Origin of the sequence: Janthinobacterium sp. (assembly GCF_009923995.1) — a bacterium.
GTDB lineage: Bacteria > Pseudomonadota > Gammaproteobacteria > Burkholderiales > Burkholderiaceae_D > Janthinobacterium.
Genome location: NZ_RFSK01000062.1, coordinates 1 through 20283, shown reverse-complemented (window position 1 = coordinate 20283; position 20283 = coordinate 1). Strand labels below are relative to the sequence as shown.

At 65.3% G+C, this 20283-nt stretch carries 14 protein-coding genes; 12 read left to right on the top strand and 2 right to left on the bottom strand.

Translation table 11 applies throughout. The features are described from left to right. The first annotated feature begins 117 nt into the window (after positions 1 to 117). Genes EBS11_RS23280 through EBS11_RS23265 form a run of 4 tightly spaced genes read left to right on the top strand, consistent with a single transcriptional unit; the run spans position 118 to position 8615 of the window. Positions 118 to 3615, top strand: a complete 3498-nt coding sequence (locus EBS11_RS23280; RefSeq protein WP_290606918.1) for a response regulator — start codon at positions 118 to 120, stop codon at positions 3613 to 3615. A gap of 34 nt (positions 3616 to 3649) precedes the next feature. After that, positions 3650 to 4528, top strand: a complete 879-nt coding sequence (locus tag EBS11_RS23275) for a protein-glutamate O-methyltransferase CheR (protein WP_290606917.1) — start codon at positions 3650 to 3652, stop codon at positions 4526 to 4528. After that, a complete protein-coding gene (locus EBS11_RS23270) occupies positions 4525 to 5715 on the top strand; it encodes a hybrid sensor histidine kinase/response regulator (RefSeq protein ID WP_290606911.1) in 1191 nt (396 codons plus the stop codon). The genes EBS11_RS23275 and EBS11_RS23270 overlap by 4 nt, the downstream gene beginning before the upstream one ends. A 5-nt stretch (positions 5716 to 5720) precedes the next feature. Next, positions 5721 to 8615, top strand: coding sequence for a PAS domain-containing protein (locus EBS11_RS23265; protein ID WP_290606905.1), 2895 nt, complete (start codon positions 5721 to 5723; stop codon positions 8613 to 8615). On the opposite strand, the gene EBS11_RS23260 is transcribed toward EBS11_RS23265, so the two are convergent. After that, positions 8612 to 11803 (bottom strand): PAS domain-containing protein, encoded by a 3192-nt coding sequence (locus tag EBS11_RS23260; RefSeq protein WP_290606903.1) that lies wholly within the window; start codon positions 11801 to 11803, stop codon positions 8612 to 8614. The genes EBS11_RS23265 and EBS11_RS23260 overlap by 4 nt on opposite strands. Before the next feature lie 199 nt (positions 11804 to 12002). On the opposite strand from EBS11_RS23260, the gene EBS11_RS23255 reads away from it, so the two are divergent. From EBS11_RS23255 to EBS11_RS23240, 4 genes are all read left to right on the top strand, one after another. After that, the gene (locus EBS11_RS23255; RefSeq protein ID WP_290606901.1) at positions 12003 to 12908 is read left to right on the top strand and encodes an alpha/beta hydrolase; all 906 of its coding nucleotides are present in this window, start codon (positions 12003 to 12005) and stop codon (positions 12906 to 12908) included. Continuing rightward, positions 12905 to 13372: a hypothetical protein gene (locus EBS11_RS23250; RefSeq protein ID WP_290606899.1), complete on the top strand. Its 468-nt coding sequence runs from the start codon at positions 12905 to 12907 to the stop codon at positions 13370 to 13372. Before EBS11_RS23255 ends, EBS11_RS23250 begins: the two co-directional genes overlap by 4 nt. After that, positions 13365 to 13892, top strand: a complete 528-nt coding sequence (locus tag EBS11_RS23245; protein WP_290606897.1) for a hypothetical protein — start codon at positions 13365 to 13367, stop codon at positions 13890 to 13892. Before EBS11_RS23250 ends, EBS11_RS23245 begins: the two co-directional genes overlap by 8 nt. A gap of 213 nt (positions 13893 to 14105) precedes the next feature. Further along, positions 14106 to 14663: a hypothetical protein gene (locus tag EBS11_RS23240; RefSeq protein ID WP_290606895.1), complete on the top strand. Its 558-nt coding sequence runs from the start codon at positions 14106 to 14108 to the stop codon at positions 14661 to 14663. A 233-nt stretch (positions 14664 to 14896) separates the two neighbouring features. On the opposite strand, the gene EBS11_RS23235 is transcribed toward EBS11_RS23240, so the two are convergent. Then, positions 14897 to 15427: an SRPBCC domain-containing protein gene (locus EBS11_RS23235; protein ID WP_290606893.1), complete on the bottom strand. Its 531-nt coding sequence runs from the start codon at positions 15425 to 15427 to the stop codon at positions 14897 to 14899. Between the two features lie 128 nt (positions 15428 to 15555). On the opposite strand from EBS11_RS23235, the gene EBS11_RS23230 reads away from it, so the two are divergent. From EBS11_RS23230 to EBS11_RS23215, 4 genes are read left to right on the top strand one after another with little or no spacing between them, the layout of a single operon-like run. Next, on the top strand, positions 15556 to 15990 hold the full coding sequence (locus tag EBS11_RS23230; RefSeq protein ID WP_290606891.1) for a MarR family transcriptional regulator: 435 nt from the start codon (positions 15556 to 15558) through the stop codon (positions 15988 to 15990). Further along, a complete protein-coding gene (locus EBS11_RS23225) occupies positions 15987 to 17561 on the top strand; it encodes a DHA2 family efflux MFS transporter permease subunit (protein ID WP_290606889.1) in 1575 nt (524 codons plus the stop codon). Before EBS11_RS23230 ends, EBS11_RS23225 begins: the two co-directional genes overlap by 4 nt. Positions 17562 to 17584: 23 nt before the next feature. After that, positions 17585 to 19024, top strand: a complete 1440-nt coding sequence (locus tag EBS11_RS23220) for an efflux transporter outer membrane subunit (RefSeq protein WP_290606887.1) — start codon at positions 17585 to 17587, stop codon at positions 19022 to 19024. A gap of 20 nt (positions 19025 to 19044) precedes the next feature. Next, the gene (locus EBS11_RS23215; protein ID WP_290606885.1) at positions 19045 to 20232 is read left to right on the top strand and encodes an HlyD family efflux transporter periplasmic adaptor subunit; all 1188 of its coding nucleotides are present in this window, start codon (positions 19045 to 19047) and stop codon (positions 20230 to 20232) included. The last annotated feature ends 51 nt before the right edge of the window (positions 20233 to 20283 follow it).

Genomic DNA, 20283 nt, shown 5'->3' with positions numbered 1-20283 from the left:
CGCGCAGGGGCGCGCGCCCTTCCCCGCCTGCTATGCTAGCGCCTGCCGCACGCGGACGCATCAAAAATATTGCATTTCAGTTAAACTATTTCACCCGCTCATATCTCCACGGACATGATGAATACCAAGACACCGATCGACTCCTTCAGCTTCCGCCGCATCCTGGCCCGCAACGTCACCTTGCCGCTGGTCATCGGGGTCGTCACCGCCCTCGTCTTCGTCGGCCTGATCGCCTACCTGCTCTCCGCGCTGCGCTCGGTCGAGCACTCGGAGAGGGTCATCGGCAATGCGAATGAGGTCATGAAGCTGTCGGTGGACCTGGAAACGGGCATGCGCGGCTATTTGCTGACGGGCGACGAGACCTTCCTCGCGCCGTACAAGTCGGGCAAGGCGAAGATCGCCGTGGAAATGAATACGCTGCTGGAACTGGTCCAGGACAGCTCCATCCAGGTGGACCGCCTGCGCCGCATCCGCGCCCTGCAAGGCCAGTGGATGGAGTATGCCGAGAGCGTCATCGGCCAGCGCCGCAACAACCAGGAATTCCTCGCCCGCGTGCGCCAGGGCGAAGGCAAGCTGGAATTCGATGAAATCCGCCGCGAATTCCTCGCCTTCCTGTCCATGGAGCAGCGCCTGCGCCAGGAACGGGCCGACACGGCCGAGGGCCGCACCATGCTGGCCGTGGTGGTGTTCCTGGTCCTCAGCCTGGGCATGTCCGGCCTGCTGGCCTACCTGGGACGCCGCGAACTGCTGCGCCTGTCCGACATCTACAATGAGGCGCTGGAACAGCGCGGCAAGGACAACGACATCCTGCAGGAGCAGGCGTGGCTGCGCACGGGCCAGACGGAGCTGGCCGCGCACACGAGCGGCCAGCTGGCCCTGCCGCAGCTGGGGCGGCAGGTGCTCGACTTCCTCGCCAACCGCCTGGATGTGGCCGTGGCCACCCTGTACGTCGTCGACGACGACGGCAGCCTGCGCCGCACGGCCGTGTACGGCTTCAACGAGCAGGGCGTGAAGGACAAGCAGGTCTTCAAGCTGGGCGAAGGCCTGGTGGGCGAGACGGCCCGCGAACGGCGCCTCAAGCACATCAAGCAGGTGCCGGAGAATTACCTGACCGTGACGTCCAGCCTGGGCCGCGGCGCGCCGCTGGAACTGGTCTTGACGCCAGTCAATAACGAAGGCACGGTCAACGGCGTGATCGAACTGGGCTTCACCCACCCCGTCAGCACCCGCGCCAAGGAGCTGCTGAACCTGATCGCCGCCAATGTCGGCACTTCGCTGGAAGCGGCCCTGTACCGCCAGCGCCTGCAAAACGTGCTGGAAGAAACCCAGCAGCTCAATGAAGAGCTGGAAGTGCAGCAGGAGGAATTGCGCACGGCCAATGAAGAGCTGGGCGAGCAGTCGCGCGTGCTGGAGCAGTCGCAAGCCCACCTGGAAGAGCAGAAGGCGGCGCTGGAACAGTCGAACGAGCAGCTGGCCGTGCAAGCCCTGTCGCTGGACCAGAAGAACATGGCCATCGTCCAGGCGCACGCGCAGCTGGAAGCGCGCGCGGAAGAGCTGCAGCGGGCCAGCCGCTACAAGTCCGAGTTCCTGGCGAACATGTCGCACGAGCTGCGCACGCCGCTGAACAGCTCGCTGATCCTGTCCAAGCTGCTGTCGGACAACAGCAGCGGCAACCTGACGCCGGAACAAGTGACGTTTGCGCAAACCATTTATTCGGCGGGCAACGATTTACTGACCCTCATCAACGACATCCTCGACATTTCCAAGGTCGAGGCGGGCAAGCTGGAGCTGAACCCGGAAGCCGTGCCCTTTGATGAACTGCTGAGCAGCATGAAGATGCTGTTCGGCCCGCAGGCGCAGCAAAAGAAACTGGCCTTCAATGTCAGCGTGGCGCCGGACGCGCCCGCGTCGCTCGTCAGCGACCGCCAGCGCCTCGAGCAAATCCTGAAGAACCTGCTGTCGAACGCCATCAAGTTCACCGATGCGGGCACGGTGGCCCTGCACGTCGATACGGATGAGGCCGGCAACGTGCGCTTCCAGGTGCAGGATTCCGGCATCGGCATCGCCGACGACCAGCAGCAGAAAGTCTTCGACGCCTTCCACCAGGCCGATGGCACGACCAGCCGCCGCTACGGCGGCACGGGCCTGGGCCTGTCGATTTCGCGCGACCTGGCCGCCTTGCTGGGCGGCAGCATCGAATTGTCCAGCACGCCAGGCCACGGCAGCACCTTTACCCTGGTATTGCCGCCAGCCATGCCGGAACGCGCCGCACCGGCCGACATGCCGGCGCCGCCGGCGCCATCCCAGCCGGCCGCGCGGGCTGCCGCCCCTGCCGTCCCGGCCGCGCCGAAACCGGCGCCCGCCGTCAAGCCCGTGCCCCTGCCCACCTTCCAGGATGACCGCGACAGCACGCCGCCGGGCAAGAGCGGCCAGCGTTCCGTGCTGGTGATCGAGGACGAGCCGTCGTTTGCCGGCATCCTGTTCGACCTGGCGCATGAGATGCAGTACCGCTGCCTGGTGGCGCACGGCGCCGACGAAGGCCTGCGCCTGGCGGCCGAATTCCTGCCCGACGCCATCCTGCTCGACATGGGCTTGCCAGACCGTCCGGGCTTGCTGGTCCTGCAGCAGCTGAAGGAAAACCCGCTGACGCGCCACATCCCCGTGCACATCGTCTCCGGCAATGACCAGATGCAGGAAGCCATGCAGCTGGGCGCCATCGGCTACGCCACCAAGCCGCGCACGCGCGAGCAGCTGAAGGAAGTGTTCCGCAAGCTCGAATCGAAGTTCACGCAGAAGATGAAGCGCATCCTGCTCGTCGAGGACGACGAACGCCAGCGCGAAAGCGTGGTGCACCTGATCAGCGACGACGACGTGGAAATCACGGCCGTGGCCCTGGGCGAACAGGCGCTGGAATTGCTCAAGACGCAGATTTTCGACTGCATGATCATCGACCTGAAGCTGCCCGACATCCAGGGCAACGAATTGCTCGAACGCATGGAACACGAGGAACTGTGCTCCTTCCCGCCCGTCATCGTCTACACGGGCCGCAACCTGAGCCGCGAAGAAGAGGCGGACCTGATGAAGTATTCGCGCTCCATCATCATCAAGGGCGCCCGCTCGCCCGAGCGCCTGCTCGACGAAGTGACCCTGTTCCTGCACAAGGTGGAATCGGAACTGTCGAGCGAGCGCCAGGGCATGCTGCAGCAGGTGCGCAGCCGCGAGCGCGTGTTTGAAGGACGCAAGATCCTGCTGGTGGACGATGACGTGCGCAACATCTTTGCCCTGACCAATGCGCTGGAACAGAAAGGCGTGGTGGTGGAAATCGGCCGCAACGGCTTCGAAGCCATCAGCAAGCTCAACAGCGTGGACGATATCGACCTCGTGTTGATGGATGTCATGATGCCGGGCATGGATGGCCTGGAAGCGACGCGCCTGATCCGCGCCGACGGGCGCTACAACAAGCTGCCCATCATCGCCATCACGGCCAAGGCCATGAAGAATGACCAGGAAGAATGCCTGCAGGCGGGCGCCTCCGACTACCTGGCCAAGCCGATCGACCTGGACCGCCTGTATTCGCTGCTGCGCGTGTGGATGCCGAAGATGGAACGCATCTGATGGCGATGGTGCGCACTGCCAGGGCGTGTCGCTGATGCCCACGCGCTACACGGACGCGCAGCTGCAGGCGCTGATGGAAGCCATCTATCAGCGCTACAGCTACGATTTCCGCGACTACACCCTGCCCTCGCAGCGCCGCCGCCTGAACTACGCCATCGAGCGCTTCCGCTGCGCCAGCCTGGCCGCCCTGCAGCAGATGGTGCTGGACGACCCGGCCGCCTTTGGCGAGCTGCTGCAGATCTTGACCGTGCCCGTCACGCAGATGTTCCGCGACCCGGCCTTTTTCCTCGCCCTGCGCGAGCACGTCGTGCCCGTGCTGAAGACCTATCCCTCGCCCACCATCTGGGTGGCCGGCTGCTGCACGGGCGAGGAAGCGCTGTCGCTGGCCATCGTCCTGCACGAAGAAGGCTTGCTCGAGCGCTGCCGCATCTATGCCACGGACATCAATCCGCAGGCTCTGGCCACGGCGGCGGCCGGCGTGTATCCGCTGCACCGGCTGGAAGAATACGGGGCCAATTACCGGGCCGCAGGCGGCCTGGAGCGGCTGGACGCGTACTACACGGTCGAGCATGCCACCGCGCGCTTCGACGCGCGCATGCTGGCCAGGATCAATTTTGCCGACCATAGCCTGGCCACGGACAGCGTCTTTGTCGAAACGCAATTGATTTGCTGCCGTAACGTGCTGATTTACTTCAATAAGACCTTGCAGGAACGGGCCCTGGCGCTGTTCCACGAATCGCTGTGCCACCGGGGTTTCCTGGGGCTGGGCAGCAAGGAAAGCGTGCAGTTTACGCGCCTGGCCGGCGACTTCGAAGCGTTGCCGGGACCGGAAAAACTCTACCGCAAGCGTGCGCCATCGCACGCCGCTTCCTACTACGCTGGACGGCAAGGTTTTGCCAGGAATGAAACATGATCAATGAAACCAGTACCAAACTCCTCATCGTCGACGACTTGCCGGAAAACTTGCGCGCGCTCAATGCGCTGATCCGCGAGAGCGACCGCAGCGTCTACCAGGCCTCGTCCGGCGAGGAAGCGCTGGCCTTGCTGCTGGAGCACGATTTCGCGCTGGCCATCCTCGACGTGCAAATGCCGGAAATGGACGGCTTTGAGCTGGCGCAATTGATGCGCGGCACGGAAAAGACGCGCCACATCCCCATCGTCTTCGTCACGGCGGCTGGCAAGGAAATGAATTTCGCCTTCCAGGGCTATGAAAGCGGCGCCGTCGATTTCCTGCACAAGCCGCTCGACATCAATGCCGTGCAAAGCAAGGTCAACGTCTTCGTGGCCCTGCACCAGCAGCGCAGCGAGACGCGGCGCCAGGTGCAGGCGCTGGAATACAGCCGCCAGCAGCAGGAAGCGCTGCTCAAGGAGCTGCGCGCCACCCAGGCCGAGCTGCAGCGTTCGCTGCGCCTGCGCGATGAATTCATGTCCATGGTGGCGCACGAGCTGCGCACGCCGTTGAACACCCTGTTCCTGGAGACGCAGATGCGCACCGTCAACCTCGAACGGGGCAACCTGGCCGCCTTCGAACCGGACAAGCTGAACAAGATGGTGGCGCGCGACGGGCGCCAGATCCGCAGCATGGTACGCCTGATCGACGACATGCTCGACGTGTCGCGCATCAGCAGCGGCAAGCTGTCCATCCGCCGCGAAGCCGTCGACCTGACGAGCCTGGTGCGCAGGTTGGCAGACGACCTGGCGCCATATGCGGCCACCACGGGCAGCGTGCTCGAAGTGCTGGCCTTCGAACCGATCAACGGCTACTGGGACGCCTTCCGCGTCGAGCAGATCGTCGTCAACCTGATCAGCAATGCCGTGCGCTACGGCCAGGGCCAGCCCGTGGAAATCAGCCTGGGCCATACGCAGAACAGCGCCGTCATCGAAGTGCGCGACCACGGCATCGGCATCAATGCGCGCGACCAGGAACGCATCTTCGACGCCTTCGAGCGCGTCATGCACCAAGACCGCACGGGCGGCCTGGGCCTGGGCCTGTTCATCACCAAGCAGCTGGTGGACGCGCACGGCGGCGCCATCACCCTGCAAAGCCAGCCCGGCAACGGCGCCCTGTTCAGCGTCACCCTGCCGCTGGCCGGGAGCTGAGCGCCATGGCAAGCGAGCACGGCAAAAACACGGGCACCAGCGGCGTTGCCTTCCTGCTGCAGCTGGAACGGCGCCTGCGCCGCCTGCACGAGACGGGCGACATCCTCGCCCTGTCGGCACAGCTGCTGGGCCAGCGCCTGGGGGCGCAGCAGGTGGCCTGTTTCGACATCGCCCAGACCCTGCACTGCCCCACCCTGCAGCACGCGTGGAGCGACGGCATGGCGCCGGGCGCGGCGGGCGAATACTTCCTCGGCGACTATGCGGCCGGCCTGGCCGATACGCTTGCCGGCGGCCACGCGCTGGCCGTCAGCGACGTCGCCAGCGACCCGCGCACGGCCATGCCGGCTGCGCTGGCCACGTTTGCGCGGCTGGGCATCCGCGCCTTCCTGAACATTCCCATCGCCAAGGATGGCCAGCTGGCCGCCCTGTTCGTCGTGCACAGCCGCGCCGCGCGCCTGTGGCATGCGGACGAGATCGAACTGGCCGTGCAAGTGTCGGAGCGGGTCTGGTCCACCATCCTGCGGGCCCAGGCGGAAGAGCGGCTGCGCCTGCTCAGTGCCAGCATGGAGCGCCAGGTGGCCGAACGCACGCGCGAATTCGGCCGCACCTGGAGCGTCAGCCCGGACCTGCTGGGCGTGCTCAGCCTGGACGGCTATTTCGAGCACTCGAATCCCGCCTGGCAAGCCACGCTGGGCTGGTCGGAAGAGGAAATCCGCACGACACGCTTCCTGGAGCTGATCCACCCCGACGACTTGCCGCGCACCTATGCGGCCTGGGACGCGGCCCAGCAGGGCCAGCCCGCGCTGCGCTTCGAGAACCGCTACCGCCACAAGCTGGGCGGCTGGCACTGGCTGTCGTGGGTGGCCGTGCCCGAAGGCGACAAGGTGTATTGCAGCGCGCGCGACATCACCGTGGAAAAGAAGCTGGAAGCGGACCTGGCGGCGCGCAACAGCGAGCGCGAACGGCTGTGGCGCAGCGCGCAGGACCTGATGCTGGCCATCGACCGCGACCACTGCTTTGCCGCCGTCAACCCCGCCGCGACGAGCGTGCTCGGCTGGCTGCCCGAGGAAATGCTGGGCCGCAGCGTGTACGACTTCGTCCTGCCCGAGGATGCCCCCGCCACGCGCCAGGCGCTGGCCCAGGTGGCCCAACTGGGCCAGGAAGCCATGCCCAGCTTTGAAAACCGCTACCGCCACCGCGATGGCGGCCATCGCTGGCTGTCCTGGGTGGCGGCGGCCGAAGGCGACCTGATCTTCGCCACGGGCCGCCACGTGACCCTGGAAAAGGAGGCGGAAAGCAGCTTGCGCCGCATGCAGGAATCCCTGCGCCACAGCGAGATGGCCCTGCTGCAGTCGCAAAAGCTCGAAGCGCTGGGCAAGCTGACGGGCGGCGTGGCGCATGACTTCAACAATGTATTGCAGATTATCTCGGGCAACCTGCAACTGCTGCAGATGACGCTGGGCGACGATCCCGTGGCCGCCAAGCGCATCGCCAGCTCCACGGCCGCCGTGGAACGGGGCGCGAAACTGTCGGCCCAGCTGCTGGCCTTTGCGCGGCGTCAACCGCTCAAACCGCTGGTGACGGACCTGGCCCACCTGCTGCGCGCCACGGAAGACCTGCTGCGGCGCGCCACGGGCGAAACCATCGAGACGCGGCTGCTGCTGGCCGATGACAGCTGGCGCGCCCTGGTCGACCCGCACCAGCTGGAAAACGTCATCCTCAACCTGGCCATCAATGCGCGCGACGCCATGGCCGGCCAGGGCCAGCTGACCATCGAACTGGGCAATATCGTGCTCGACGCCGCCTATGCGGCCCGCCATGCGGACGTGGTGCCGGGCGACTATGTGCAGCTGGCCATCTCGGACACGGGCACGGGCATCCCGGCCGAGCTGCTGGACAAGATTTTCGAGCCGTTCTTCACGACGAAGAAGGAAGGCGAAGGCACGGGCCTGGGCTTGAGCATGGCCTACGGTTTCCTGCGCCAGAGCGGCGGCCACCTGAAGGTGGACAGCGTGCCCGGCCACGGCAGCACCTTCCGCATCTACCTGCCGCGCTCGCTCGAAGCGGAAACCGAGCTGCCCCTGCAGCTGGACGGCCCTGTGCTGGGCGGCAAGGAAACCATCCTCGTCGTGGAAGACGACGTGCAGGTGCAGACGACGGTGGTCGACATGCTGCGCGGCCTCGGCTATTTCGTGCTGCGCGCCAGCGATGGCGAAAGCGCGCTCAACATCGTCGGCAGCGGCGTGCCCATCGACCTGCTGTTTACGGACGTGGTGATGCCCGGCAAGGTCGCCAGCACGGAACTGGCGCGCCAGGCCCGCCTGCTGCTGCCGCAGCTGGCCGTGCTGTTTACCTCGGGCTACACGCAGGACGCCATGATGCAGGGCGGCCGCCTGGAGCCGGGCGTCGAGCTGCTCAGCAAGCCGTACCGGCGCGAAGACCTGGCGCGGCGCATCCGCCACCTGCTGGCCAACGGCCGGCACGTGACGTCGCTGCACCGCTACCGCGCGCAGCTGGCGCCGCAGCCGGCCCCGCGCCGGGACGCGCGCCACATCCTGCTGGTGGAAGACAATGACGACGCGCGCGCCATGACGGCGGAACTGCTGGCCATGCTGGGGCACACGGTGCAGGCCGTGGGCACGGCCGAGGAAGCGCTGCCCCTGCTGGGCACGCCGGGGCTGCAGCTGCTGCTGACCGACATCAGCCTGCCGCGCATGTCCGGCGCGGAACTGGCCGGCATCGCCGCGCGCGACCATCCGCAGCTGGAAGTGGTGTTTTCCACGGGCCACGCGCCCGCCAATTCCGGCGTCAGCGACCCGCGGGCGCGTTTCCTCGTGAAACCATTCACCCTGGAGCAGTTGCAGCAGGCGCTGCTGGCGCCGGGTCCCGCCGCCGGCTAGTCGGGCTGGCGCGCCTTCAGGGCCTTGGCCAGCTCTTCCAGGCTGAACGGCTTGCGCAGGAAGCGCGCGCTGGCGTCCTGCATCAGGCTGGCACCCCAGTCATGCCCGGAGGCAAAAATCACTTCCAGCTGCGGCCAGTGCTCGCGCGCATGGCGCGCCAGTTCCAGGCCGGACATGGTGGGCAGGCTGATGTCCGTCACCAGCACGTCCAGGCCCGGCATGGCCAGCAACGGCATGGCCGCTTCCGCGCTGGCCACGCCATGCACGGTATGGCCCAGCATGTTGAGCATTTCCGTCGTCATTTCGCGCGCGTCATCGTTGTCTTCCACCAGCAGGATGCGCCGCCCCGACGGGTCGGGCGCGCCCACCAGGCGGCGGTCGGCCAGCAGGTGGCGCAGGCGCCGCGCCAGGTCTTCGCGCTGGTAGGGTTTGCTCAGCAGTTCGACGCCCGGGTCCAGCCGCCCGCCCTGCATGATGGCGTTGTGCGTGTAGCCCGAGGTGTACAGCACGGCCAGCTCCGGCAGCAGCAGCCTGGCCTGCTGCGCCAGTTCCTTGCTGCTGACGGGACCGGGCATGACGACGTCCGTAAACAGCAGGTCGACGGCCACGCCCGTGCGCAGCAGGGCCAGGGCCGAGGCGCCGTCGTCCGCATGCAGCACGTCGTAGCCCAGGCCGCGCAGCATGTCCACCACCGTGTGCTGCACGGGGGCATCATCTTCCACCACGAGGATGGTTTCGCCGCCGCCCAGCACGGGACCGGACAGGCCAGGCGGCGGTTCCGCCAGCTTTTCCAGCGAACGGGGCAGATAGATCTTGAAGGTCGTGCCGGCGCCCGGCGCACTGTGCACCTTGATGTGGCCCGCGCTCTGGCGGATGAAGCCGTAGGCCATGGACAGGCCCAGGCCCGTGCCCTCGCCCTCGCGCTTGGTGGTGAAGAACGGCTCGAAGATCTGGTCGATCACGTCGCGCTCCATGCCGTGCCCCGTATCCGTGATGGTCAGCAGCACATACTGGCCCGCCAGCACGTCGGCATGCAGGCTGGCATAGGCGGCGTCGAGCGTGACATTGCTCAAGGTGAACGTCAGGCGGCCGCCCTTGTCCATCGCGTCGCGCGCATTGATGGCCATGTTCAGCAGCACGTTTTCCATCTGGTTCGGATCGACGAGCGTATGCCACAGGCCGTCGCTGATGAAAGTTTCCTCAAAGATATCTTCACCGAGCGCGCGGCGTATCAGCTCGTGCATGCGGCGCAGCAAACGTCCCAGGTCCGTCACCAGCGGCTTCAAGGGCTGGCGCCGCGCAAAGGCCAGCAGCTGCGAGGACAGCTTGGCACCCCGCTCCACGGCCGAGGCGGCCGAATCGAGGCGCCTGGCGGCCTGCGGATTGTCGGCCACCGTCAGTTTCAGCAGCTGCAAGTTGCCGGAAATGATTTGCAGCACATTGTTGAAGTCGTGGGCCACGCCGCCCGTCAGCTTGCCGATCGATTCCAGCTTCTGCGCCTGCAGCAGGGCTTGCTCGCTGCGCACCAGCGCCAGCCGCGCCTCCTTCTCGTCCGTGACGTCGCGGCCGATGGCGTGGATCAGCTTTTGCGCCGGCACGGCCGTCCAGGAAATCCAGCGGTAGCCGCCATCGCGGCGCCGGTAGCGGTTTTCCATGCGCAGGGTGGGCGCGCCATGGGCCAGGCGCGACAGGTCCTTCAGCGCCGCCATGCGGTCGTCGGGATGCACGAGGCTGATGAAATCCATGCCCAGCGATTCGATTTCCGGCCGGTCCAGGATGCCCGTCCAGGCGGGATTGACGGCGATGATCATGCCGCTCAGGTCGGCCACCAGCATGATGTCCGTCGACAGCCGCCACATGCGGTCGCGGTCGGCCGTGCGGTTGGCCATTTCCACTTCCAGCGAGGAATTCAGGTAGGCCATCTTTTCCAGCACGTTCTTCTGTTCCTGCACGTCCGTATTCGTGCCGACCCAGCGCAGCACCTTGCCCGCCTCGTCGAACAGGGGCAAGGCGCGCGCCAGGAACCAGCGGTACTGACCGTCGGCGCGGCGCATGCGGAACTCGTATTCGTAGGCGCTGGCCGTGGCGACGGCCTGCTCCCAGCTTTTCTGCGTGGCCAGCAGGTCGTCCGCATGCACGCAGTGGCGAAAGCCGCTCGAGACGAGCGACTTCATGGACTGGCCCGTGTAGGCACAGACCTGCTCGTTGACCCAGTAGGTGGCGCCGCTGCCGTGCGCCAGCCAGGCCTGGTTGGGCATGGTCGAGGCCAGCGAGCGGAACTGCGCTTCGCTGTCGAGCAAGGCGTTGCGCGCCTGCCAGTGCTCGTCGATGTCCTCGCACGAGCCATACCATTTCTGGGGCTTGCCGAATTCGTCCTGCCGGCAGTAGGCGCGTGTATGCGCCCAGCGGTACTGCCCGCCCTGGCGCCGCACGCGCATTTCCGCGTCGAAAGGCTGGCCGCTGCCCACCGATTCGCTCCAGGCAGCGAGCACATGGGCAATATCGTCCGGGTGAATGGCTTCCAGCCAGGCCGTGCCCAGGCCGCTGCCGCCCGTCCATTCGCGCCAGCGCTGCGCCACGTAGTCGAGCTTGCCGTCGACGTCGGCCGTCCACAACACTTGCGTGTTGAGTTCCATGGCGTAGTGAAAGTGCTCGCGGCTGTCGTGCAGGCTCTTTTCCAGCTGGGCCCGCTCGATGACGTGGGCGGCCACGCGCGCGGCCAGCGCCAGCAGGTCGATCTCGGGCTGGGTGGGATGGCACGGGGCCTGGAACAGCAGCCCCAGCACCCCGAGGATGTGGCCCCTGGCGCCGAACACGGGAGCGACCCAGCAGGCGCGATAGCCGTGCAGCACGGCTTCCTTGCGCCCCGCGCTCCATTGCGGCTCGCGCGTGATGTCGCCGCAGTACACGGGCGCGCCGGCAAAGGCGGCCGCGCTGAACGGTGAAGACTGGTCGCCGCCATGACGCAGGGCCAGGCACAGGTCTTGCGGCAGGGTCGGCGCGCACAGGCCGCAAAAGCGGTCGGCGTCGTCGATCAGGACGAGGCAGGCGTGCATGGGCGCATCGGACTGCGCCTCCAGCGCCAGCAGCAGGTGTTCCAGGGCATGCGCCAGATCGACACCGGCCGCGATACTTCCCAGTGCGCTATGCTCGGCGTCCAGCAATGTGATGATGTTGTTTGCGTGCACCGTGTCGATAAGCGGATAACTAATGCCCGGAATATACCATGTGGCAACGCTTTTCATGGCGGAAAACAGAACGGTGTTTTGCCTGCGGACGTCGCCGGCGCGACGGCGGCGCCGGCCAGGAGGCCGTCGAGGCAGCCCGGCGCCGAAAGACGGGCCGGCCTATGCTAGAGTATTGTTCTTTCCTCAAGCACAAAGCGTCATGACCATGTCCCTGCCGTCCTCCCTGATTGCCACCGCCCTGCTCGCCCTGCCCCACGGCGCCGTCGCCGCTCCCATGAGCCTGGACGACTACCTGGCCCTCGACGGCCCCGCGCCCACGGCGCAGATCGCGTATGGCGCCGCGCAGTCGCAGTACGCGCAGCTGTTCCGGCCGGAGGGCAGCGGCCCCTTCCCCGTCGTCGTGCTCGTGCATGGCGGCTGCTGGACGGTGGCGTTCGGCGGCATCAGGCAGATGCGCAGCGTGGCCGGCGCCCTGGTGGCGCAAGGCATTGCCGTGTGGAATGTGGAGTACCGCCGCGTGGACGAGGAAGGCGGCGGCTATCCCGGCACCTACGAGGACATGCACGCGGCGCTGGGCAGCCTGCAGCAGCACGCCAGCCAGTACCAGCTCGACACGGGCCGCATCGTCGCCATGGGCCATTCGGCCGGCGGACAGCTGGTGCAGTGGATAGCCGGGCGGGAAAAGCTGCCGCACACCAGCCCCCTGTACCGCGACACCTTCCTGCCGGTGAAGAATATCCTCAGCCTGGGCGGCCTGGCCGACTTGCGCCACGAGCAAGCCTTGATCAAGAGCAGCTGCGAGCGCGACATCGCCCAGCTGGCAGGCAGCGCCAGCACGCAGCGTCCCGACATCTACAGCGACACCAACGCGGCCGACCTGATGCCCAACGGCAGCCGCACCGTGCTGGCCACGGGCGAGCTCGACACCATCTCCCCGCCCCGCGTGGCGCACGACTATGCGGCTAGGGCGAAGCTGGCCGGCGACCAGGCGGAAGTGCTGATCCTGCCCGGCGCCAGCCACTACGACGAAATCGCGGCTAGCTCGAACGCGTGGCGGATGATCTTGCCGGTGATCCGGCAGATGCTGGGGATGACCGCGCCATGATGAAAGCGCCGCCTGGAGCGGGCCACACGACAACAGCAGCGTTCGAGGCCCGCGCACGCCTGCCGTCCAACGGCATCCATCCCGGTTCCGACATCGACTCCATCAGCTATGTCGACGGCACACTCGCCGTGCTGCTTGCCTGTTCAGGGAAGCAGGACGACATCGGCGGCATGAGGATCAACTTCCCCGGCGTGGACGGATTTCGCCTGCTCGATGAACCGAACCTGGTGCGATACGCACGTTCCCCGGGCTTCCCGCGCGGCAGCCACCTCCTGGAAGTGCTGGCGGCAGGCTGGGGGGCGGAAGAAAACGCGCTGCAGGGATTTGAATGCGCACGGCGCGAATGGCTGGTCGTCACGGGGAACGCTTGTCTCAGCGTATTCTGCCTGGCAGAACCTGAGTTAGCTGAAGAAACATGGAAGTTTGAAACCAACACGGAAATCCCTATCAAATCCTATGCTTAAACGTATCACGCCACGCCACGCCCTCACCTGCCTCCTGCTGGCGGCATGCACCTCGTTTGCCTTCGCCACCACCGGGCAGGAGCTGGAAAGCGGCTTGCTGCATGCCTTGCAGCTCAAGAAAGGCACGACCGAGCGCACGGGCACCTCGGGCAAGGCCATCGGGGCCTATGTCCGCGCGGGCCTGCTGGACAAGAAACCGAACCAGCGCTACGACTACACCGATTACTACCTGCTCAAGAAACCGGCAACCTTCCTGGGCCACGAACTGGTGCTGATCGAGGAGGAATACATGGCGCAGTACATCGGCTGCTGCGTCAGCCCCGGCGCGGGCGTGACCGTGAAAGTCCATGGCAACACGCAAAACCTGGCACAGTTCGCCCGTGCCAACCGTTGCACCCTGACCGACAATGTCGATTTCGCGCATGAGCTGCGCGAAATCGCGATCCGGAACAAGGTTCCCAAGGGCCACTATGCATCCCTGAGTTGCCGCGAGCGCGATGCGCAACAGGATGAGTCATGACCGTTCGCTGTGAGGTTAAGCTGCACGTAAAGATAGAGCGCCACGTTGACGCCGCCGCTTCACATTAGTCGGTGATCGTTCAAAAGCGGGGGTTCTGTGCAGTCTAAGTTGTCAGAATTTCTATCCAAAACTCAACATACCTACGTTTTTCGACACAATAGAACGAAGGCGGACTATCACTAATAAACAATCATGGCCAATTGGAACCCTGTTATGCAATCAATCGAAGATTACGACTTTAAAGCCGTGGTCGCAAAAGCTCAAAAGAATCTGAACGATTCTTATCGTCACTACAAAAGTGGTGTATATGGATTAGCGCAAGAGTTTATCGAGATAAAGTTGCAGGTTTGTATTTTCCAATACGACGTATGCGTTGAAATGACAAACGTACTGCGCAATCAGCCAACTGGCTTTGCCGCGGGAGTTGCCCTTAAGGGGCTGGTTCTACGAATTTTTGAATTTGATCTCATATTGAGGGGTTCGCTTCTTCCAAGATTGCTAGCTTTAGCAAAGGAGCGTGATATTGATCTAGGTGACAATGTTATACGGTTAAAACGTGATTGGAAGTTAGAGCTGCGCCAACTGCAGGGTTGGCATCACGTTAGGAACCACGCGGCTGGCCACTACGATCTTGATCTTCAAAAGCAAGTTACTGCTCTAGAGGAACTGTCGGTTGATAAAGTATTTGGAGTATCCAATGGATTTTTAAGCTTTGCACAGGGACTTTTCAAAATTCTTAGGGATGCTGGCAACGACGTAGCATCAACATGACTTGCCAAAGCTTTGCTCTGTGCGAACGCGTACCCTCGTCAACCGCGAACTAGCAACGACAGCAAGAACACATCCGTGCCTCAGACGAAGGCTCACCGGGCCCAGCGGACCTGAAAAATGCCCAGGGCAAGGCGCGCGGGCGAAGACAGTACGCATGTACGGCGAGCCCAAGCAACGCGGCCCTGGACATTTTCTCAGGCCCGCGACTCCGGCCCGCCATTCAAACAAAACGTTTACTGAACGCGGGCCAGATACTGCGCCAGCTGCCCAAACGTCGCCTTGAACCCCTCCTTCATCGACTCAAACCCCTGCTTGAACGTCTCATGCTGCTCATCCGTGGCCTTGTGCGGCGTGGAACGCAAGGTCATCGTCGTCTTGCCGTTTTCCTCCGTCAAGGTCATGGTATTGAACGATTCCAGGGGCCAGGTGGCGCTGACGGGGTGCTGCACGGGGTTGCCCTGCTTGTCGGCGAACGACAGGATGGAGACGATCTTTTCCGGCGCCTCGATCTGCTGGTAGGTGAACTTGCCCCACATCTCGTAGCCATTGTCGGCGCGCATGCCGTAGTGGAAGACGCCGCCCGGGCGCAAGTCCAGCGCCAGCACGCTCAATTCGAAGCCCACGGGGCCCCACCACTGGGCCAGGCGCTCCGGTTCGACCCAGGACTGGAACACCAGTTCGCGCGGGGCGTCGAAGGTGTGCGTGATGACGAAGTCGCTGCCGTCCCGGTGCTGTCCTGCCTGCTTCTGTTCCGCTGTGCTCATACGTTCTCCTGTTGTGGGTAGACCCGCCTAATGTACCAGTGCGGCCGGCAAACAGGAAGGCCTGTACGAGTTTCAAAACAGCATGCTAAAATATTAGTTCGATACCTAACTATTAGACGACTCACCTTATGATTTCTATCGAAGAGCGCTTTTCCGCCGCGCTCCACAAGACGGCGCGCGGCTGGCGCCATGCCATCGACCGGCGCCTGAAGGAGCTGGACCTGGGGCAAGCCAGCTGGATGGCCATCGCCATGATCGCCAAGTCGCCGCAGCCGCCGTCACAAAGCGAACTGGCGCACCAGCTGGGCGTGGAAAACCCCACCATGGTGTCGATGCTGGACCGGCTCGTGAAATCGGGCTTCGTGCTGCGCCAGCCGTCGGAAACGGACCGCCGCGTGAAACTCGTCGTGCTGACGCAGGCCGGCATGCAGGTGTACGACACGGTGCGCAAGGAAGCGGATGGCTTCCGCAAGGAACTGCTGCAGGGCATTGATCCAGATCAACTGCGGGCCGCCACGGAATTGCTGGAAGCCTTGCAGGCGGCGACGGAGAAATCCGCATGAGTTCGGCCACAGCCAGTGCCGCACCGGCGCTGCCCGCATCACAGGACCCCACCCTGAACCGGCGCATGATCACCATTTCCATCATGCTCGCCACCATCATCCAGGCGCTCGACGGCACCATCGCCAACGTCGCCCTGCCCCACATGCAGGGCAGCCTGTCCGCCTCGCAGGACCAGATCACCTGGGTGCTGACCTCCTTCATCGTCGCCGCCGCCATCGCCACGCCGCTGACGGGCTGGCTGTGCGACCGCTACGGCCAGAAGAACACCTTCCTCGTCTCCGTGGCCGGCTTCACCATCGCTTCCGTGCTGTGCGGCCTGTCGGGCACCCTGTCCGAGATCGTCGCCGCGCGCCTGCTGCAGGGCGTGTTCGGCGCGGCCCTCGTGCCCCTGTCGCAGGCGGTCTTGCTCGACATCAACCCGCGCGAGAAACACGGCTCGGCCATGGCCATCTGGGGCATGGGCGTGATGATCGGCCCCATCCTCGGTCCCACCCTGGGCGGCTGGCTGACGGACAGCTACAGCTGGCGCTGGGTCTTCTTCATCAACATCCCCATCGGCGCCATGGCCTTCTACGGCATCTGGCGCTACATCCGCAAGGACCCGCCGAACCGGCGCATGAGCTTTGACATGTTCGGCTTCGCCACCCTGAGCCTGTCCATCGGCGCGCTGCAGATGCTGCTGGACCGGGGCGAGCAGAACGACTGGTTTTCTTCCACGGAAACGTGGGTCGAAGCCATCGTGCTGGCCATGAGCTTGTGCTACTTCATCGCCCACACGGCCCTGCGGCCGGCCGGCAAGTCCTTCCTCGACTACCGTTTGCTGAAAAACTCGAACTATGTGAGCGGCCTGCTGTTCATCTTCATCGTCGGCATGGTGCTGTTCGCCACCCGCGCGCTGACGCCGTCGATGCTGCAGGGCCTGATGAACTACCCGGCGGCGATTGCCGGCCTGGTGACGGCGCCCAGCGGCCTGGGCACGATGATGGCCATGCTGATCGTCGGCAAGCTGACGGGCAAGATCGACACGCGCATCCTGCTGGGCACGGGCTTTTCCATCACGGCGTTCTCGCTGTGGCAGATGGCCAATTTCACCCTGGACCTCGTGCCGAAGACCGTCGTGTGGAACGGCATCATCCAGGGCATCGGCCTGGGCCTCGTCTTCGTGCCCCTGAGCGCGGCCACGTTCGCCACCCTGTCGCCGCAGATGCGGGCGGAAGGCACGGCCATCTACAGCCTCGTGCGCAACATCGGCAGCAGCATCGGCATCGCCCTCGTGCAGACCTTGTTGGTGCGCAATACGCAGATCGCCCATGCCTCCCTGACGGAACACATCACCATCGCCAACCCGGCACTGCACGACCCCGCCATTGCCAGCGTCTACAACCTGGGCACGGGCACGGGCATGGCGGCCCTGAATGGCGAAATCACGCGGCAGGCCTCGATGATCGCCTACCTCGACGACTTCTGGCTGATGATGTGGCTGACCATCCTCGTGCTGCCGCTCTTGCTCCTGATCAAACCCCCGCAAAAGAATGCGCCCGTCGTGGTCGACCACGCGGCCATGGAATAACCGTGATGCTAAAAGAAAACAACATGAAAACCTCGCTTACCACCCTGGTCCTGGCCCTGGCGCTGGCCGGCTGCGCCAGCATCCCGCCCAACACGCAACCGTTGCCGCAGCAAGACCTGGCCACCGTCCAGCTGGCGGCCGACATCCACCTGGCCAGCGAAGGCTGGCCCGCCGCCCAGTGGTGGCGCCAGTTCCAGGACAGCCAGCTGGACCAGCTGATCGACAAGGCCCTGTCGGGCAGCCCGAACCTGGACGTGGCCAACACCCGCATCGGCTCGGCCCTGTCCGCGTTCGACGCCCGGCATGCGGACCGCGGTCCCCGGGTGGACCTGGATGCGAATGCCAACCGCCAGCGCTATTCGGGCAATGGCCTGCTGCCCGCCCCCATCGGCGGCAATTACTACAATGAAGTCACCGTGGGAGTGCAAGCCCATTACGACCTGGACTGGTGGGGCCGGCACAAGGCGCAGATCGCGGCCAGCCTGGGCGAAGTCAACGCCCGCCGCGCCGAGTACGCGATGGCGGAGCAGATGCTGGCCGCCGAGGTCGCCCGCCACTACTTCAGCATGCAAAGCGGCTGGGCCCGCATGGACAACCTGCGTGCGCTGGTCGCCCTGCAGCAGCAACTGGTGCTGGACAAGGAAAAGCGCATCGCCAACGGCCTGGGCGTGAGCGACGACCACCTGTCCGCGCAAACGCGCCTGAGCCTGCTGCAGCAACAGATCGCCCTGCTGGAAACGCAGATCGTCACGGAACGCGAAGCCCTGCGCGCCCTGCTCGGTGCGGATGCCTCGGCCCTGGCCAGCCTGCAGCCGCGGCCAGCCCAGGCCCTGCCGCACGCCCTGCCCGGCAAGCTGGGCATGGAATTGCTGGCGCGCCGGCCCGACTTGCAGGCGGCCCGCTGGCGGGTGCAGGCATCCATGAGCAGGATCGAGGCGGCGCAGGCGGCGTTCTACCCCGATATCGACCTGGGCGCGTCCTTCGGCCTCGATGCGATCAAGCTGGGCAAGCTGCTCGAGTCCGGCAGCCGCACCCTGTTCATCGGCCCGGCGCTGTCGCTGCCCCTGTTCGACAGCGGCCGCCTGCAGGCGCAGCTGGCCGGTGCGCGCAGCGAGCGCAACGCGCTGATCGCCGACTACAACCAGAACGTCTTCAATGTCGTGCGCGACGTGGCGCAGGCCGGCGCGAAGGTGCAAGGCGTGGAAAACCAGCTGCGCCTGCAGGAAGACAACCTGCGCGCCAGCGAGGCGCAGCTGCGCAACGCGAATGCCCGCCTGAAACAGGGACTGGCCGACCGCGCCACCCAGCTCAACGCGGAAATGACCATGCGCGGCCAGGTGGATCTGGGCATGCAGCTGCAAAACCAGCGCCAGAACGCGGAAATCAACCTGAACGTGGCACTGGGCGGCGGCTACCGGGGCAGCAGCGACTTTGCCAATACAGCAAGCACCACCAAACAATAACACTGACTACGGAACACATCATGAGCAGCGATCACACCACCACCCCAGCAAGCACCCCTGCCGCCCCGCCGGCCGACAATCCCGGCAAGCGCAAGACGGTCCTCATCGCCATCACGGCCGCCTTCCTCGTGGCCGGCGTGGCCTGGGCCGCCTACTACCAGCTGGTGCTGACCAAGGAAGAAGTCACGGACAACGCCTACGTGGGCGGCAACCTGGTCACCCTGTCCGCCCAGGTGACGGGCAACGTCGATGCCATCCGCGCCGACGAGACGCAAATGGTCAAGGCGGGCGCACCCCTGATCACCCTGGACGGCATCGATGCGGACCTGGCCCTGAGCCAGGCGCAGGCGCGGCTGGGCAACGTCGTGCGCCAGGAGCGCGAGCGCTATTCCAGCGTGGCGCAGTACGACGCCGTCATCGAACAGCGCCGCCTGGCCCTGGCCACGGCGCAGGGCAACCTGGCCCGCCGCGCGCCGCTGGCGCAAGATCACACGATCTCGGGCGAAGACCTGGTCCATGCGAAGCAGGCCGTCGACGACGCGAAAGCGGCGCTGGCCGTGGCGCAGCGCCAGGCCGAATCCGCCAAGGCCGGCGTCGCCGGCGTGAACCTGGCCAGCCACCCGGCCGTGCTCGCGGCCCGGGGCGACGTGGTGCAGGCGTGGCTGGCCGTGCGCCGCAATGCCGTCGTCGCGCCCGTCTCCGGCTACGTGGCCAAGCGCAGCGTGCAGCTGGGCACCCACGTGACGCCGGGCACGCCCCTGATGTCCATCGTGCCGCTGGATCAGTTATGGGTCGATGCGAACTTCAAGGAGTCCGAATCGCGCAATATCCGCGTGGGCCAGACGGCCACCATCGAGACGGACTTGTACGGCAGCAAGGTGGTGTACCACGGCAAGGTGCTGGGCATGTCGGCCGGCACGGGCAGCGCGTTTTCGCTGCTGCCGGCGCAAAATGCCACGGGCAACTGGATCAAGGTGGTGCAGCGCGTGCCCGTGCGCATCACCCTCGATCCGAAGGAACTGGCCGCCCACCCGCTGCGCATCGGCTTGTCGACGACGGTGACGGTCGATACGAGCCATGGCGAAGGGGCAACCCTGGACCAGCCGATGGTGGCGTCCACCGTCTACACGACCAGTGCCCTGAGCCAGCCCGTGGGCGAGGCGGAAAAGATGGCGGATGCCATCATTACGCAGAATCTGGCGCATTAAGACCAGCCCTACCCCACAGCAACATCTTGGGGTCGTACCCTGCAGGGTACG

Excerpts from the sequence above, each read along its gene's own strand:
- EBS11_RS23230 (WP_290606891.1), top strand. The coding sequence starts at position 15,556 with ATGATTTCTATCGAAGAGCGCTTTTCCGCCGCGCTCCACAAGACGGCG.
- EBS11_RS23275 (WP_290606917.1), top strand. The coding sequence starts at position 3,650 with ATGCCCACGCGCTACACGGACGCGCAGCTGCAGGCGCTGATGGAAGCC.
- EBS11_RS23270 (WP_290606911.1), top strand. The coding sequence starts at position 4,525 with ATGATCAATGAAACCAGTACCAAACTCCTCATCGTCGACGACTTGCCG.
- EBS11_RS23280 (WP_290606918.1), top strand. The coding sequence starts at position 118 with ATGAATACCAAGACACCGATCGACTCCTTCAGCTTCCGCCGCATCCTG.
- EBS11_RS23255 (WP_290606901.1), top strand. The coding sequence starts at position 12,003 with ATGACCATGTCCCTGCCGTCCTCCCTGATTGCCACCGCCCTGCTCGCC.
- EBS11_RS23245 (WP_290606897.1), top strand. The coding sequence starts at position 13,365 with ATGCTTAAACGTATCACGCCACGCCACGCCCTCACCTGCCTCCTGCTG.
- EBS11_RS23235 (WP_290606893.1), bottom strand. The coding sequence starts at position 15,427 with ATGAGCACAGCGGAACAGAAGCAGGCAGGACAGCACCGGGACGGCAGC.
- EBS11_RS23250 (WP_290606899.1), top strand. The coding sequence starts at position 12,905 with ATGATGAAAGCGCCGCCTGGAGCGGGCCACACGACAACAGCAGCGTTC.
- EBS11_RS23240 (WP_290606895.1), top strand. The coding sequence starts at position 14,106 with ATGCAATCAATCGAAGATTACGACTTTAAAGCCGTGGTCGCAAAAGCT.
- EBS11_RS23215 (WP_290606885.1), top strand. The coding sequence starts at position 19,045 with ATGAGCAGCGATCACACCACCACCCCAGCAAGCACCCCTGCCGCCCCG.
- EBS11_RS23225 (WP_290606889.1), top strand. The coding sequence starts at position 15,987 with ATGAGTTCGGCCACAGCCAGTGCCGCACCGGCGCTGCCCGCATCACAG.
- EBS11_RS23220 (WP_290606887.1), top strand. The coding sequence starts at position 17,585 with ATGAAAACCTCGCTTACCACCCTGGTCCTGGCCCTGGCGCTGGCCGGC.
- EBS11_RS23265 (WP_290606905.1), top strand. The coding sequence starts at position 5,721 with ATGGCAAGCGAGCACGGCAAAAACACGGGCACCAGCGGCGTTGCCTTC.